General features: G+C 70.6%; 12 protein-coding genes. 10 read left to right on the top strand and 2 right to left on the bottom strand.

Annotated elements, in window-relative coordinates:
* Window positions 1-133: 133 nt before the first annotated feature.
* The 5 genes from AC6CCG_RS16935 (at window position 134) to AC6CCG_RS16915 (ending at window position 7212) form a co-directional block, all read left to right on the top strand.
* On the top strand, window positions 134-2116 hold the full coding sequence (locus AC6CCG_RS16935; protein ID WP_496655765.1) for an alpha-1,4-glucan--maltose-1-phosphate maltosyltransferase: 1983 nt from the start codon (window positions 134-136) through the stop codon (window positions 2114-2116).
* Window positions 2113-3483, top strand: a complete 1371-nt coding sequence (locus tag AC6CCG_RS16930) for a maltokinase N-terminal cap-like domain-containing protein (protein ID WP_496655764.1) — start codon at window positions 2113-2115, stop codon at window positions 3481-3483. The genes AC6CCG_RS16935 and AC6CCG_RS16930 overlap by 4 nt, the downstream gene beginning before the upstream one ends.
* Window positions 3476-5443: a 1,4-alpha-glucan branching protein GlgB gene (gene glgB / locus AC6CCG_RS16925; RefSeq protein WP_496655763.1), complete on the top strand. Its 1968-nt coding sequence runs from the start codon at window positions 3476-3478 to the stop codon at window positions 5441-5443. Before AC6CCG_RS16930 ends, glgB begins: the two co-directional genes overlap by 8 nt.
* The gene (locus AC6CCG_RS16920; RefSeq protein WP_496655762.1) at window positions 5443-6231 is read left to right on the top strand and encodes an NUDIX domain-containing protein; all 789 of its coding nucleotides are present in this window, start codon (window positions 5443-5445) and stop codon (window positions 6229-6231) included. The genes glgB and AC6CCG_RS16920 overlap by 1 nt, the downstream gene beginning before the upstream one ends.
* A gap of 138 nt (window positions 6232-6369) precedes the next feature.
* A complete protein-coding gene (locus AC6CCG_RS16915; RefSeq protein ID WP_496655761.1) occupies window positions 6370-7212 on the top strand; it encodes a hypothetical protein in 843 nt (280 codons plus the stop codon).
* Between the two features lie 415 nt (window positions 7213-7627).
* Here AC6CCG_RS16915 and AC6CCG_RS16910 read toward each other — a convergent pair whose 3' ends face one another.
* On the bottom strand, window positions 7628-8557 hold the full coding sequence (locus AC6CCG_RS16910) for a tetratricopeptide repeat protein (protein WP_496655760.1): 930 nt from the start codon (window positions 8555-8557) through the stop codon (window positions 7628-7630).
* An 82-nt stretch (window positions 8558-8639) separates the two neighbouring features.
* On the opposite strand from AC6CCG_RS16910, the gene pgm reads away from it, so the two are divergent.
* A complete protein-coding gene (pgm, locus tag AC6CCG_RS16905) occupies window positions 8640-10268 on the top strand; it encodes a phosphoglucomutase (alpha-D-glucose-1,6-bisphosphate-dependent) (protein ID WP_496655759.1) in 1629 nt (542 codons plus the stop codon).
* A gap of 1 nt (window position 10269) precedes the next feature.
* Here pgm and AC6CCG_RS16900 read toward each other — a convergent pair whose 3' ends face one another.
* Window positions 10270-11127: a phosphotransferase gene (locus AC6CCG_RS16900; RefSeq protein ID WP_496655758.1), complete on the bottom strand. Its 858-nt coding sequence runs from the start codon at window positions 11125-11127 to the stop codon at window positions 10270-10272.
* Window positions 11128-11408: 281 nt separating this feature from the next.
* Between AC6CCG_RS16900 and AC6CCG_RS16895 the strand changes: the two genes are divergently transcribed.
* The 4 genes from AC6CCG_RS16895 to AC6CCG_RS16880 all read left to right on the top strand — a co-directional run bounded on the left by AC6CCG_RS16895 (window position 11409) and on the right by AC6CCG_RS16880 (window position 14921).
* The gene (locus AC6CCG_RS16895; RefSeq protein ID WP_496655757.1) at window positions 11409-12524 is read left to right on the top strand and encodes an RNA polymerase sigma factor sigma-70 region 4 domain-containing protein; all 1116 of its coding nucleotides are present in this window, start codon (window positions 11409-11411) and stop codon (window positions 12522-12524) included.
* 74 nt (window positions 12525-12598) lie between these two features.
* Complete coding sequence (locus AC6CCG_RS16890) at window positions 12599-13801, top strand: inorganic phosphate transporter (RefSeq protein WP_496655756.1); 1203 nt, start codon at window positions 12599-12601, stop codon at window positions 13799-13801.
* A complete protein-coding gene (locus tag AC6CCG_RS16885; RefSeq protein WP_496655755.1) occupies window positions 13801-14058 on the top strand; it encodes a hypothetical protein in 258 nt (85 codons plus the stop codon). Before AC6CCG_RS16890 ends, AC6CCG_RS16885 begins: the two co-directional genes overlap by 1 nt.
* Complete coding sequence (locus AC6CCG_RS16880; protein WP_496655754.1) at window positions 14058-14921, top strand: P1 family peptidase; 864 nt, start codon at window positions 14058-14060, stop codon at window positions 14919-14921. The genes AC6CCG_RS16885 and AC6CCG_RS16880 overlap by 1 nt, the downstream gene beginning before the upstream one ends.
* Window positions 14922-14978: the final 57 nt, after the last annotated feature.

The following is a 14978-nucleotide window of genomic DNA, read 5'->3' as shown; positions in this document are numbered from 1 at the left end:
CCCGATCAGGAAAGAATCGACCCGGAAAGATCCGGCCAAGAAGGATGTTGCCAAGAAGGAACCTCGGCGACGGCGATCTTCGGCACGGGTCGACGAGCCGGTCGGTCCGGCCAGCCCCGGGACGCCGGTGCCGGTGCGCGGCAACCCGATCGGCCGGATCCCGATCACCAACGTCTCGCCGGTGATCGAGGGCGGCGCCTATCCGGCGAAGGCCGTGGTCGGCGAGGAGTTCCCGATCCGGGCGACCGTTTTCCGGGAGGGCCACGACGCCGTCAACGCCACCGCGATCCTGACCGCGCCGGACGGGACCGAGCGCCGGATCCCGATGGCCGAGAGCACGCCGGCGGGCTTCTGCTGGCGTGAGGCGACCGTTGCTCTGGACGTCGAGGGGTGGTGGTCGTTCCGGATCGAGGGCTGGAGCGACCCGTGGGCGACCTGGGTGCACGCCGCGGAGATCAAGATCCCGGCCGGGATCGACATCAGTCTGGTCTGCGCCGAGGGCAAGCAGTTGTACGCGGAGGCGGCGCAACGGGCCGAGGCCGCCGGCGACGAGAACGCGGCCTTGGCGCTGCGACACGGCGCCGTGTCGCTGTCGGCGGGCCAGCAGGCCGAGGATCGGCTCACCGTCGCGCTCGCCGCGGACACCCGCGCCGCGATCGCCGAGTACGGCCCGCGCGAGTTGATCACCGTGTCGCCGGAGTACCCGATCTTCTGCGACCGGAAGCGGGCCCTCTTCTCGGCCTGGTACGAATTCTTCCCGCGGTCCCAGGGCGCCACGTACGACGAGACGACGAAGCGCTGGACCTCGGGCACGTTCGACGCGTCGCACGAGCGGCTCGAAGCCGCCGCCAGAATGGGATTCGACGTCGTCTACATGCCGCCGATCCACCCGATCGGCAAGACCTTCCGCAAGGGTCCCAACAACACCCTGAACGCCGGCCCGGACGACCCCGGATCCGTCTATGCGATCGGCGGCGCCGAGGGCGGCCACGACACCATTCATCCCGACCTCGGCGATTTCGCGGCCTTCGACCGCTTCGTCGCGAAGGCGAAATCGCTCGGCCTCGAGGTCGCGCTCGATTTCGCGGTCACCTGCTCGCCGGACCACCCGTGGGTGGAGGCGCATCCGGAATGGTTCACGGTCCGCGCCGACGGCACGATCGCCTATGCGGAGAACCCGCCGAAGAAGTACCAGGACATCTACCCGGTGAACTTCGACCGGGATCCGGCCGGGATCGCCAACGAGTGCCTGCGGATCGTCCGGCTCTGGATGTCCCACGGAGTACGGATCTTCCGGGTCGACAACCCGCACACGAAGCCGGTCAGCTTCTGGGCCTGGCTGCTCGCCGAGGTACGGCGCACCGACCCGGACGTGATCTTCCTGGCCGAGGCGTTCACGAAGCCGCCGATGATGCATCTGCTCGGCAAGGTCGGCTTCCAGCAGTCGTACACGTACTTCACCTGGCGCAACCAGAAATGGGAGATCGAGGAATACCTCAAGGAGCTGAGCCAGGAGACCGCCGCCTTCTTCCGGCCGAACTTCTTCGTCAATACGCCGGACATCCTGCCCGCGTTCCTGCAGCACGGCGGCAAGCCGGCCTTCACGATCCGGGCCGTGCTGGCCGCGACGCTCTCCCCCAGCTGGGGTGTCTATTCGGGCTACGAACTGTTCGAGAATTCCGCGGTCCGGCCGGGCAGCGAGGAATACCTCGATTCCGAGAAGTACGAATTCCGGCCGCGGGACTGGGCAGCCGCGGAGGCCAGCGGCGAGCATCTCGGGCTGCTGCTGGGTCGGCTGAACCAGATCCGGCGGGAGCACCCGGCGCTGCAGCAGCTGCGCGACATCGAGTTCCACCACGCCTCGCACTCGGAGGTGATCGCCTACTCGAAGCGTTCCGGCGACGACGTGATCATCGTCGTCTGCAGCCTCGATCCGCACAACGTCGTCGAGTCCGAGATCCGGATCGACATGGCGGCGCTCGGGCTGCAGCCGAACGAGGTCTATCAGGTCCACGACGAGCTGACCGGCCAGTCCTGGCGGTGGGGGCAGCGCGCGTTCGTCCGGCTCACCCACGACGACCCGGCGCACATCCTCACCGTCTCCCGGCGATCATGAGCGACCCCGCCGCCGCTCCCGACGACGGCCGGCTGCTCGACTTCCTCACCGCGTCACGCTGGTTCGCCGGCAAGGGCCGCTCGGCCGACCTCCGGTCGGTCACGCCGCTGCCCTGGCTGCGGCCGCCGGGTGAGTGGCCGGCGGTCCGGATCGAGCTCGTCGAGGTCGGCTACCCCGACGCCCCGCCGGAGTTCTACCAGCTGCCGCTGGCGTACCGGCCCGGGCCCGAGCCCGCCGACACTGCCGTACGGGTGATCCAGGACCAAGATCACGGACGGCTGTCCGGCATCGATGCCACCGACGACCCGGACGCCGGCTCGGTGATCTTGAACGCACTGCTCTCCGGGTCGGCGGCGGAAGATGATCATGGCCGGATCGAGTTCGTGACCGAGGCAGTGACGGAGCTGTCCGGCGAGCTGGCCCCGCGACGGCTGACCGCCGAGCAGAGCAACACCTCGGTCCGGTACGGGGATCGGGCGCTGCTCAAGATCTTCCGGCGGCTGGAACTCGGCGACAACCTCGACATCACCGTGCACCGGGCACTGAACCGGGCCGAGACGGCCGGCACCGCCCGGCTGTACGGGCAGGCCACCGCGGAATGGGCCTCCCACGGGACCAGCCTGCGGGCCGATCTGGCCATGCTCACCGAGCTGTTCCCGCAGGCCGAAGACGGCTGGCAACTGGCCGTCGCCGCGGCCGAGTCCGGCACCGACTTCGCCGAACAGGGCCGTCAGCTCGGAGTGGCCCTGGCCGAGGTGCACCGTGCGCTCGCCGCCGCCTTCCCCGCCGCGACCCGCTCCGGCGACGAGATCGCGGCCGGCATGATCGAACGGCTGGACCGGACCTGCGCGTTCGCCGAGCCGCTCCATGATCATGCCGACGCGCTCCGGGAGCGGTTCCTGCGGCTGGCCGGGCGGACGCTGGACACCCAACGGGTGCACGGCGACTTCCACCTCGGTCAGACGCTGCACACCCAGGACGGCTGGAAGATCATCGACTTCGAGGGCGAGCCCGCGAAGACGATGGCGGAACGGCTGCTGCCGGACAGTCCATGGCGCGACGTGGCCGGCATGCTGCGCTCCTTCGACTATGCGGTCGCCGACTCACCCGCGGCGGAGGCCGCGGGCTGGGCCACGGCGGTGCGCGAGGCGTTCCTGGCCGGCTACACCGGTGATGATCAACTGGCCGAGGACGACCTGGTGATCATCGACGCCTACGTTGCGGACAAGGCGGTGTACGAGCTCGGCTACGAGATCCGGAATCGCCCGGACTGGGTCCGCATCCCGCTCTCGGCGATCGCCAGGATCGCCGGCAGCTCCGCACACGTTCGAACCGGCAAGGACAGCGAGGACGAAGATCATGGCTGACGCGGAGACCCTTGGCCTGACCGGGACTGACCTGAGCGGGTTCCACGGCGGGCACGACACCGAGTGCTGGCGCCGGCTCGGGGCCGTCGAGCTGTCCGTCGACGGCCCGGACGGTGCCGTGACCGGGACCCGGTTCTCGGTCTGGGCACCGAACGCCCAGCAGGTCCGGCTGGTCGGTGACTTCAACGGCTGGACCGGCGACGACACGCCGCTGCGCCGGGTGCCCGACTCCGGGGTCTGGGTCACGTTCCTGCCCGGCGTGGCCACCGGCGCGCTCTACAAGTTCGAGATCCTCGGCGCCGACGGCGTCTGGCGGCTGAAGGCCGACCCGATGGCCCGGTTCTGCGAGGCCGCGCCGCACACCGCGTCGATCGTGTACTCCAGCGGCTACGCCTGGAACGACGACGCGTGGCTGGAGCGGCGGCAGGAGTACCGGCCGCACGCCGAGCCGATGAGCGTGTACGAGGTCCATCTCGGCTCCTGGCGACGCGGGCTGACGTACCTGCAACTGGCGAAGGAGCTCGTCGAGTACGTCACCTGGCAGGGCTTCACCCATGTCGAGTTCCTGCCGGTCGCCGAGCATCCGTACGAGGGATCCTGGGGCTATCACGTCACCGGCTACTTCGCGCCGGTCTCCCGGTTCGGCTCCCCCGACGAGTTCCGCTACCTCGTTGATCAACTTCACCAGGCCGGGATCGGCGTGATCGTCGACTGGGTGCCCGGGCACTTCGCCACCGACCCGTGGGCGCTGCAGCGGTTCGACGGCACGGCGCTCTACGAGCACGAGGATCCGCGGCTCGGCTGGCACCCGGACTGGGGCTCGTACATCTTCAACTTCGGGCGCAACGAGGTGCGCAGTTTCCTGGTCTCCAACGCCTACTACTGGCTGGAGGAGTTCCACATCGACGCGCTGCGGATCGACGCGGTGGCCTCGATGCTCTACCTCGACTACTCGCGCGGACCGGGCGAGTGGGTGCCGAACGTCCACGGTGGCAACGAGAACCTCGAGGCGATCTCGCTGCTGCAGGAGGTCAACGCGCACGCGTACCGGCGCAAGCCCGGTGTCTTCCTGGTGGCCGAGGAGTCGACCTCCTGGCCGGGCGTGACCGCGCCTGTTGATCATGACGGGCTCGGCTTCGGGTTCAAGTGGAACATGGGCTGGATGAACGACTCGTTGAGCTACTTCGGTCGCGACCCGATCCATCGCCAGCACCATCATCACGAGCTGACGTTCGCCATGTCGTATGCGTACTCGGAGAACTTCATCCTGCCGATCAGTCACGACGAGGTGGTCCACGGCAAGGGGTCGATGTTCGAACGAGCCGCGGGCGACGAGTGGCGCAAGTTCGCCACCCTGCGGGCGTTCTACGCGTTCATGTGGTCCCATCCCGGCAAGAACCTGCTCTTCATGGGCACCGAGTTCGGGCAGCGGCGCGAGTTCTCCGAGCAGCGCAGCATCGACTGGGATCTGACCCAGCAGTGGGGTCACCGCGGCGTGCAGTTGTTGATCAAGGAATTGAACCGGCTCTACCGGGCGCACCCCGCGCTGTGGAAGCTGGACAACGATCCGGCCGGCTTCCGTTGGATCAACGCCGACGACGCCGGGTCCAACGTCTTCTCCTTCCTCCGCCTGGACGGCGAAGGTCAGTGGATCGCCAGCGTGATCAACTTCGCCGCCGACCCGCGTTCGGACTACCGGATCGGGCTGCCCGCCGAAGGAGTCTGGACCGAGATCCTGAACACGGACTCCACGATCTACGACGGCAGTGGCACAGTCGGCAACCTCGGCCAGGTGATCGCCACCGAGGTCGGCCTCAACGGCTTCCCCGCCTCGGCCACGATCTCGATCCCGCCGCTCGGCGCGGTCTGGTTCCGCTACGAGCCGCGCGTCCTCGAGGACCAGCCGGACCAGGCGAAGGCGGACGCGGCCGCGCACGAGGCAGCCCGGCTGGCCTCCTGATGGCGGAGTTCATGATCGACGTCGTGCCGGGCCGGGACGGCACAGCCGCGCTGCACTGGGCCGACGGTCCGGAGCCCTCGGACGTGGAGGACCTGCGGATCGCCGTGGTGGCGGCGGCCGAGGACGTGCTGAGCCAGGGTCGGCACCGGGTCGAGGCGACCCGGCCGGCCGGCGACCTGATCGGCCGGCGAGCCCTGCTGCTGTCGGGCTTCCGGCAGGAAGGAGTGCTGCGCCAGGCCGCAGCGTTGCCGGACGGCGGTCACGGCGATCTGGTCGTCTACGCACGGCTGGCCTCGGACGCCGTGCACGGGCCGACCGGGTTCTCCGGCGTGATGAACTCCGCGCTGCCGAAGAAGCGGCTGATCGCGCACGTCGTGATGCGGGACGCGGCCGGCCGGGTGCTGCTCTGCCAGACCACGTTCAAGCCGGACTGGGAGCTGCCCGGCGGCATCGTCGAGCCGGGTGAGCCGCCCCGGCAGGGCGCGGTCCGCGAGGTCAAGGAGGAGCTCGGCATCGACCGGGTGATCGGGCGGCTGCTCGAGGTCGACTGGCTGCCGCCGTACCTCGGCTGGGAGGACGCCTGCGAGTTGATCTTCGACGGCGGCTCGGTCACCGAGGAGGATCTGGCCGGCTTCGTCCTGGACCAGCGCGAGATCGCTGACGTACGGCTGTGCACCCTTGAGGAGGCTGCCGACCTGGTCACCGAGGGCGCCCACCGACGCCTCACCGCCGCGTGCACGGTCGCCGACGGCGAGACCGCCTACACCGAGCACGGCCGCCGGGTCTGAATCTCTCGCGCCACCGTACGGATTCCGCGGATTGCCACGCGGAAACCCTCCTGGACAAGAGAATCGGCGGCACGTGTGTTCCGTCACGCTCGGCCGGAGCGGGGCACGATCCCCTGCCGCGCCCCGTTGTGCCGGGACGTGGAAGAACCGGACCAGCGACCCAGGCTCGACATCTCTCCCGCCCAGGTGGTCGGCGGCGGCCTCGCCGCGGCCACCGCGGCCGCGGTGGGCTCCACGCTGGGTTCTGCCGGAACGATTCTGGGCGCCGCGTTGATCAGCGTGGTCGCCGCCGTCGCGGGCGCCGTCTACACCCACACGATGCGCCGGACCGGCCACGCGGCCCGATCCGTCCTGCGGCGCCGGGGCTCCGATGCCGCGCCGGCCGTGGTCGAGGTCGAGCCCGTGACGATCGACGAGGAGCCGGCCGCCACCGCCGAGGGTCGGGCCGGTCGGTTCCCGGTCCGCTCCGTGGCGATCGGGACACTGGCCGTCTTCGCGGTCGCGGCCGTGCTGGTGATCGGGATCGAGCTGGTCAGGGGTTCCTCGCTGGCCGGCGGCCAGGGCCGGACGACCGTCGGTGACCTGGTCCAGGGCGACTCGGGCCGCAACGACGACGGCGAGAAGGGGAAGGACGGCAAGGACCCGGCCCCGACTCGGCAGCAGGAATCAACCGGGCCAACGGGGAAAGACGCGTCCCCGGAGCCAACCGAGGAGCCATCGGAGGAACTCACCGATCAGCCCGGTGAGAAGCCCACCGAAGACCCCACCGACCAGCCGTCCGAGCAGCCCTCCGACCAGACCGACGAGCCGTCCGACGATCCAACCGATCAGCCAACCGAGGAACCATCCGAAGAACCGACCGAACAGCCATCCGCCCAGTCGGGTGATCAGGGCGAAGAACCCTCCGACGAACGGACCGAGGGACCATCCGAGCAGTCGAGTCAGGGCTCCCACGACGACTCCTCCTCCACTGGTCCGTAGCCGACTCCGCCCAGGTTACGCCGCCGAGTTCCGCGCGGTCTGATCCGCGATGATCAGCACCGGCACGGGTCGCGCCGAGCAGCCGCGGCCCGGCCGGCACGGCGATCGACAGGATCAGCGCGGCGACGGCAGCGCCGAGCAACACGGTGCCGCGGTCCGCTGAGCCGAAGGCGAACCAGACGGCACCACGCAGCCAGGCTGATCCGGGACCCGCGCGGCGACCGGCTGGTTGCTGCTGTTCCGCCCGACCTCGTCCCGTCCCGGTGCCCGAGTGACGCTGTCGCAGATGTCCCCCGCTGTGAGCGGTTCCGACCGGCATCGGGAGTTTCACCTCAGATCGAGGGACCGTTGCGACAGCGCGCCCTTAACGCGACCGTTCCATCCATCCGCGAGGAAGACACGTCCAGGCGGAGTGTCAGAAGAGGGCGGCCATGAGGTTGCGGCGGGCCTTCTGGACTCTCGGGTCCGTGTTGCCCAGGGTCTCGAAGAGCTCGAGGAGGCGGAGCCGGGCCTGGTCCCGCTCGTCGCCGGTGCGGCGCTTGACCTGGTCGATCAGGCGGGCGAAGGCCTCGTCGACCTGGCCCGCGACCACCTCGAGGTCGGCGGCGTCCAGGTGGACCTGAAGGTCGGCATCGGGGGCCGCGGCAGCGGCGAGCACGACCTCCGCAGACGTGTTCGCGGTCCGGGCGAACAGGCCGGCCTGTGCCTTGCCGGCCTTCGCCTCGGCGTCGGCCGGGTTGGCGGCGAGCAGCTTGTCGAACTCCTCGACCGCGGCCGCGAAGTCGCCGCGCTCCAGGGCCGCGTCGGCGGCGGCGAACCGCGGGTCCGGCTCGTCCTCGGCGCCCTCCTCGACCGGCCCGCCGACGGGCTCGGCCCGGCCGACGATGCCGTTCGCGACGGCGGCCTTGACCAGCTGATCCAGCGCGGCCCGTACCTGATCGGCCGGGATGACGCCCTGGAACAGCGGCACCAGTTGACCGCCGACCACGCCGACGACCGTGGGCACGGCCTGCAGGCCGAGCTGCTGGGCGAGCTGCGGCGCCGCATCGACGTTGAGCCGGGCGATCAGGTACTTCCCGCCGGCCTCGGACGCCGCCGCGGCGAGCGCGTCGGACAACTGCTGGCCGCTGGAAACGCGGGGCGAGTAGAACTCGACGACGACCGGGTGCTGCAGTGACGGCCGGATCACGTCCGCCTCGAAGGTCTGCTCAGTGACCTCGACGACGTAGCTGCCGCCCGCCTTCGCGCCGGATCCGCCCGGCCCGCTCGCCGCCCGCTGCTTGGCCTGCTCGGCCAACTGGGACAGGTCGACGGCACCCCTGGGGTTGAAGCTCGACGAACTCATGGCCCCATCCTGTCAAAGCCGGCGCCGGGACGGTGGGAAGGGTCCGGCACGCGATCAGCGGATCTGCACCAGAATGGCCTGCATGGCGCACCCACGAGCCGGTCAGCCGGCACTCCCCGAAGACCTGATCGACGTCGACGCCGTGATCGCCGCCTACTACGACCTGCGACCGGATCCCGACAACCCGGCCCAGCAGGTCGTGTTCGGCACCTCCGGGCATCGCGGGGCCAGCCTCGACACCGCGTTCAACGAGGGGCACATCGCCGCGACGACGCAGGCGATCGTCGAGTACCGGGCGACGCAGGGGGTGACCGGGCCGCTCTACCTGGGCAAGGACACCCACGCGTTGTCGTTGCCGGCCTGGCAGACCGCGATCGAGGTGCTGGTCGCGGCCGGGGTGCCGGTCCGCTGTGAGGGTACGGACGAGTACACGCCGACCCCGGCCGTGTCGCGGGCGATCGTCGTCCACAACCGGACCGCAGCCGGCGCGGAGGCCGACGGCATCGTCGTCACGCCGTCGCACAACCCGCCCCGCGACGGCGGCTTCAAGTACAACCCGCCGCACGGCGGTCCGGCCGACACCGACGCCACCAAGGCGATCGCGGCGCGGGCCAACGAACTGCTCCGGGATCCCGGCTCGATCCGGCGGGTCCCGTTCGCGAGTGCGTACCAGCAGGTGGAGCGGTTCGACTACGTCGCCCGCTACTGCGACGACCTGGTCAACGCGCTCAACCTGCCGGCGGTGCGGGAGGCCGGGCTGCGGCTCGGCGCGGACCCGCTCGGCGGCGCCAGCGTCGGCTACTGGGGCTACATCGCGGAGCGGCTCGACCTCGACCTCACGGTGATCAATCCGGCGGTCGATCCGCGCTGGTCGTTCATGACCCTGGACACCGACGGCAAGATCAGGATGGACTGCTCGTCGCCGGACGCGATGGCGTCCTTGATCAAGAACCGGGACGCGTACGCGATCTCGACCGGCAACGACGCCGACGCCGACCGGCACGGGATCGTCACGCCGGACGCCGGCCTGATGAACCCGAACGCCTACCTGGCGGTCGCGATCTCGTACCTCTACCGGAACCGGCCGAACTGGGATCCGGCGGCTGCCGTCGGCAAGACGCTGGTGTCGTCGTCCATGATCGACAAGGTCGCCGCCTCGCTCGGCCGCAGGCTGCTCGAGGTGCCGGTCGGCTTCAAGTGGTTCGTCGACGGCCTGCGTTCGGGCGGCATCGGCTTCGGCGGCGAGGAGTCGGCCGGGGCTTCGTTCCTGGCGCTGGACGGCAGCACCTGGACCACGGACAAGGACGGCATCCTGCTGGCCCTGCTGGCCGGCGAGATCACCGCGGTGACCGGCCGCTCCCCCAGCCAGCTGTACGGCGAGCTGACGGCGGAGCACGGAGCGCCGGCGTACGCCCGAATCGACGCGCCGGCCGACCGGGAGCAGAAGGCGCAACTGGCCAAGCTGGACTCCTCCGCGGTCACGGCGACCGAGCTGGCCGGCGAGCCGATCACCGCGATCCTCACGGCCGCGCCCGGCAACGACGCGCCGATCGGCGGCCTCAAGGTGATCACCGAGTCGGCCTGGTTCGCCGCCCGGCCCTCCGGCACCGAGGACGTCTACAAGATCTACGCGGAGTCGTTCCGCGGCCAAGATCATCTCGCCGAGGTGCAGCAGGCCGCCAAGGACGTCGTCGCGGCCGCACTCGGCTGAGTCAGAACCCGGTGGAGCGTAGGACCGGGTCGAGCGGCCGGTCCTCGACCAGCGCGTCGCAGACGAACTCCAGGGCGCCGACCAGCAGCGCGCCCCGCAGATCGAGGATCCGGCCGGTGAGCTCGGCGTAACTCTCCACGATCAACTGGCCCAGGTCGGCCGGGTCGTGCAGCAGGTAGCGCAGGTCACTGGCAGGGTTGCCGTACTCGACGCAGGAGAAGTCCCAGACCCCGGTCAGGGTTCCGGTCGGGCGATCGAGGACCAGGTTGCCGAAGTGGAAGTCACCGTGCAGCACGGCCGGGCGCGACTCCGGCGCGGCCAGCTCGGTCTCCTGGTACGCGGCGAGCAGACGCCGCAGCCGGTCCCGGTCGGGCTCGGGCAGGCCCGGCAACGCCGCCTCGACCTCGCGGACGACCGCCTGCGGATCCTGGGTCCCGATGCCGAGCTCGGCCCGTTCCGCCCCGTCGAACCGGCGGTGCATCGCCACCAGGAACTCGGCCAGCGACCGGGCGGTGGCGCGGCGCACGACCTCCGGCGCGGTCCGGAGCGCGGCCGAGTCCGGGACGGCGCCGACGATCGTGCGATAGGCCGCGAACTCGCTCCGCCGCCCGGTCCAGGCGATCTCCGGCGTCCGGGCCGGCAGCGTCCCGGCCAGCCGCTCCAAGATCGCCAGCTCGCGCCGATACGCGTCCGCGCCCATCCGCGGGAAGCGGTAGATCCAGCCGTCGGCCGTCCTGATCACCGCGTTCTCCCAGCCGACCAGCAGCTCGGCGCCGGTCAGGTCGACGTCGCGGCCTTCGGCCAGGACGAGTTCGGCGAGGTCGGCGAGCGTACGGGTCTCGGTCAGCGGTGACGGCATGCCCGGGACGGTAGGCCAGCCGGCCCGCCGAGGGACACCGGTTTTCCGATCGGCTGCGGATCGGGCGTGATTCTGCCAAAGTCGCGTCCATGAGCGACCCGGACCTGGACCGGCTCGCCGAGCTCGCCGCCTGCCTGGCCGGTGACTCGGCGGCCGACCTCCTGGCCCGCGTGCTGCCGAGACCGACCGGCGAGGAGCTGCCCGAGACCCGCGACCGCCTGGTCCGAGCCGCCCTCGACCTGCCGCACGGACCGGAGATCGTACCGGTCGGCCATGCCGCCGTGCCGATCACCGAATGGCTGCGCCGTCTTCCCATAGCCGACCGGGCCCTGCTCATGCTTCGGTACGGCGAGCGGCTCGCACCCGCCGAACTGGCCCGGATCCTCGGCCAGCCCAGGACCCGGATCGAGACTCGGCTGGCGGCACTCGAAGCCGAGGTTCCACAACCCGCCGAGGCCTACCTGAGCTACGGGCTGGACCGGCTCGCCGAACGTACTCCGCGATCGGCGACGATCCGTCGAGCGGTCGAAGCACGCCAGCGCTCCCTAGCCCGCCGTCGCAGCAGAGTCGCCGGTTTGGCCGCAGCAGCGGTGCTCCTCCTGATCACCGCAACGGCGACCGCGGATATGGTGCGAACCAGTCCGATGTCGGGCCTTCGGCTGCACCACCGAGTGGAGGCGCCGGCCGGCTGGCGGATCGTCGCCACAACCCTGTCCCGTAAGACTGAGACGACGGTGCTCACAGGCCCGGCAAGCATCGGCCTCTGCCGGATCACGATGGACCTCGAACCCGATTTCGGACTCGAGCCCGGACAGGACATCTCGATCCGCGGTGACGCAGCGCAAGTGGAAGATGGCCGGCTGACTTGGAGTACGGCGGCCGGCAACTTCGCGATCTCCTGCGATCAGCCCGCCCCCGCCGACGCCCTGCTTCGCCTGGCCGCCGCGATCCGGGTCGAGGGAGCCGAACTGCGCTCGCCGATCGGGCTCTCCACGCTACCGATGGGCTTCCACGAGCCCGAGCTCGCGCGGGACGGGACCGGATCAGTCAGGCAACTCACGGTGCGCCGGATCTTCTTTCTGGTTTCGCTAACCGTCCCGACCACCACGGACGATGTCGGTAGTTGTGCTTGGCTCGATACTCCGTGGACCCGGTCGCCGTTCGACCCCGAGCTGCTGACGATCACGCGGACCGACCGGCTGTCGATCGAGGTCCAGGGCAGCAGGGTGTGCGCGAGTCTTCGGTGGATCGTCCGCGACCCGGATCACACACAGCGTGCCCTCGCCCACCGGCAGCTGACTGACCTCGCGAAGGCCGTGATCCTGGCCTCCGACCCGACGGATCCGGCCACCTGGCTCGACCCGGAAACGGCCCTGCCCACCTCCGAGCCAAAATGAACTGTCGGTGAACGATTCGCCGCTTTCACAAGTCTGGTTCGACAAATTGAGGTGACAACCAGCACGATGATCTCGTGCCCGTTGAGGTTTTGATCATCCTGGCGGTCGTGGTCGTCACGGCCTTGGCCTTCGATTTCACCAACGGGTTCCACGACACCGGCAACGCGATGGCGACCACGATCGCCACCGGCGCTCTGCGGCCGAAGGTGGCCGTCGCCGTCTCCGCGGTGCTGAACCTGGTCGGCGCGTTCCTCTCCATCGAGGTCGCGCTGACGGTCAGCAACAAGGTGGTCAACATCCAGGGCAGCGACGGCAGTCCGGTGGCCGGTCTGATGGGCGTACCGATTCTCACCCTGGTGCTGGCCGGCCTGGTCGGGGGCATTCTGTGGAACCTGGCGACCTGGTTGTTCGGTCTCCCGTCCTCCTCCTCCCACGCCCTCTTCGGCGGCCTGATCGGCGCGGCGATCGCCGCCCTCGGCCCCGGCGGCGTCAAGTGGAGCGGCGTCCTGGTCTCGGTGATCATCCCGGCCGTGGCCGCCCCGCTGGTGGCCGGGCTGGTCGCCGCGGTCGGCACGAAGGTGATCTTCCGGATCGTGTCCAGCCTGCCCGAACGACAACGCGACGCCGGGTTCCGCTGGGGCCAGGTCGGCTCGGCCGGCCTGGTGTCGCTGGCGCACGGCACCAACGACGCCCAGAAGACGATGGGCGTGATCACCCTGGCGCTGATCGCCGCCGGCACCTGGACCGATCTGCACGCGATCCCGGCCTGGGTCAAGGTCGCCTGTGCGCTGGCGATCGCCGCCGGCACGTACGTCGGCGGCTGGCGGGTGATCCGTACCCTCGGCAAGGGGCTGGTCGAGATCGTGCCGCCGCAGGGCATGGCCGCCCAGTCCGCGGCCGCCGCGATCATCCTGTCCTCCAGCCACCTCGGCATGGCGCTCTCCACCACCCACGTCGCGACCGGGTCGATCCTCGGCAGCGGGGTCGGCCGGACCGGCGCGACGGTCCGCTGGCGGGTGGCCGGCCGGATGGCGATCGCGTGGTTGATCACCTTGCCGGCCGCGGCGGTGATCGGCGCGCTCTGCTGGTTCCTGGCCCACGCCATCGGCGGCGTCCCGGGCGTCGGGGTCGTCTTCGCGATCCTGGTCGTCGCCTCGTTGCTGATGTACCTGAGGTCCCGCCGGCAGCGGGTCCACCACGACAACGTCAACGACGTCTGGGTCGACGGGGTGCCGCCCGCGGACCACGACGACGTCTCCTCGAAGCTGGCCGCCTGATGAACATCATCGTCTCCTCCGCCCAAGCTCTCTGGCAGGTCGTCGCCGTCGGGCTGCTGCTCGGCGCCGGACTGCCCGCCCTGTTCGCCCTCGGCCTCCGCTTCTGGTACGGCGCGGGGCACAGCCGGGTCTCCGACGGCGTGATCACCCGCCCGCCCGCCGCGACCGTCGCCGCGGTCGCCTGCTTCGGCGTGGTCACCCTGGCCACGCTGTTCGGCATCGTGGTGATCATCTTCGGCAACCAGCTGTTCGGCTGATGGCCCTCGGTCTCGACGAGGTACGGGTCGGCCACTGGACCGACGCGACCGCGCGGACCGGCTGCACCGTCCTGATCTTCCCGGACGGCACCGTCGGCTCGGCCGAGGTCCGCGGCGGCGCCCCCGCCTCCCGAGAACTCGAGTTGCTCGCCCCGGAGCGGACCGTGGCCCGGATCGACGCCGCCGTGCTGACCGGCGGGTCCGCGTTCGGGCTGGCCAGCGCGGACGGCGTGATGCGGTTCTGCGCCGAGCAGGGCCGCGGCGTGCCGACACCGGCCGGTCCCGTGCCGATCGTCCCGACCCTCGGCCTGTACGACCTGATGGTCGGCGATCCCGGCGTACGGCCCGGTCCGGACGCCGGGTACGCGGCCGCCGCCTCGGCCACGAGCGACGGCGAGGTCAGCGGCTCGATCGGTGCCGGCACCGGGGCCACCGTCGCCAAGATCACCGGCACGCCCCAGCCCGGCGGCCTGCGTTCGGCGGTCCTCACCGACGGCGACCTGGTGGTGGCCGCACTCTGCGCCGTGAACGCGTTCGGTGCGATCGACGACGACGGTACGGTCCTGGCCCGGGACCTGGAGCAGAGTGCCGCCGCGATCCGGGTCGCCGCCAGCTTCCTCGAGCAGGCCCAGAACACGACGATCGGCGTGGTGATCACCAACGCGCGGCTGGACAAGCTCGGCTGCCTGGCCGCGGCCCAGGGCGCCCACGACGGCCTGGCCCGGGCGATCGCGCCGCCGCACACGTCCGGCGACGGCGACGCGTTCATCGCGGCCGCCACCGGCCAGGTGGACGCGCCGGTCGACCTGGTCCGCCTGCTCGCCGTGGCGGCGGTCGAACGCGCGCTCCGTACCGCGCCCTAGCTGTCACGATTCCTCTTCGCACTGACCGTTGCCGCGTGGAAAATGCGGGTTGCGGCT

It is taken from the genome of Microlunatus sp. YIM B11417, assembly GCF_059617205.1.
The sequence above is the reverse complement of the archived record's forward strand: the minus strand, read 5'-3'. Positions and strand labels throughout refer to the sequence as shown.

Coding starts and splice junctions, on each gene's coding strand:
- AC6CCG_RS16930 (WP_496655764.1), top strand. CDS start 2,113: ATGAGCGACCCCGCCGCCGCTCCCGACGACGGCCGGCTGCTCGACTTC.
- glgB (WP_496655763.1), top strand. CDS start 3,476: ATGGCTGACGCGGAGACCCTTGGCCTGACCGGGACTGACCTGAGCGGG.
- AC6CCG_RS16920 (WP_496655762.1), top strand. CDS start 5,443: ATGGCGGAGTTCATGATCGACGTCGTGCCGGGCCGGGACGGCACAGCC.
- AC6CCG_RS16910 (WP_496655760.1), bottom strand. CDS start 8,557: ATGAGTTCGTCGAGCTTCAACCCCAGGGGTGCCGTCGACCTGTCCCAG.
- pgm (WP_496655759.1), top strand. CDS start 8,640: ATGGCGCACCCACGAGCCGGTCAGCCGGCACTCCCCGAAGACCTGATC.
- AC6CCG_RS16900 (WP_496655758.1), bottom strand. CDS start 11,127: ATGCCGTCACCGCTGACCGAGACCCGTACGCTCGCCGACCTCGCCGAA.
- AC6CCG_RS16885 (WP_496655755.1), top strand. CDS start 13,801: ATGAACATCATCGTCTCCTCCGCCCAAGCTCTCTGGCAGGTCGTCGCC.
- AC6CCG_RS16880 (WP_496655754.1), top strand. CDS start 14,058: ATGGCCCTCGGTCTCGACGAGGTACGGGTCGGCCACTGGACCGACGCG.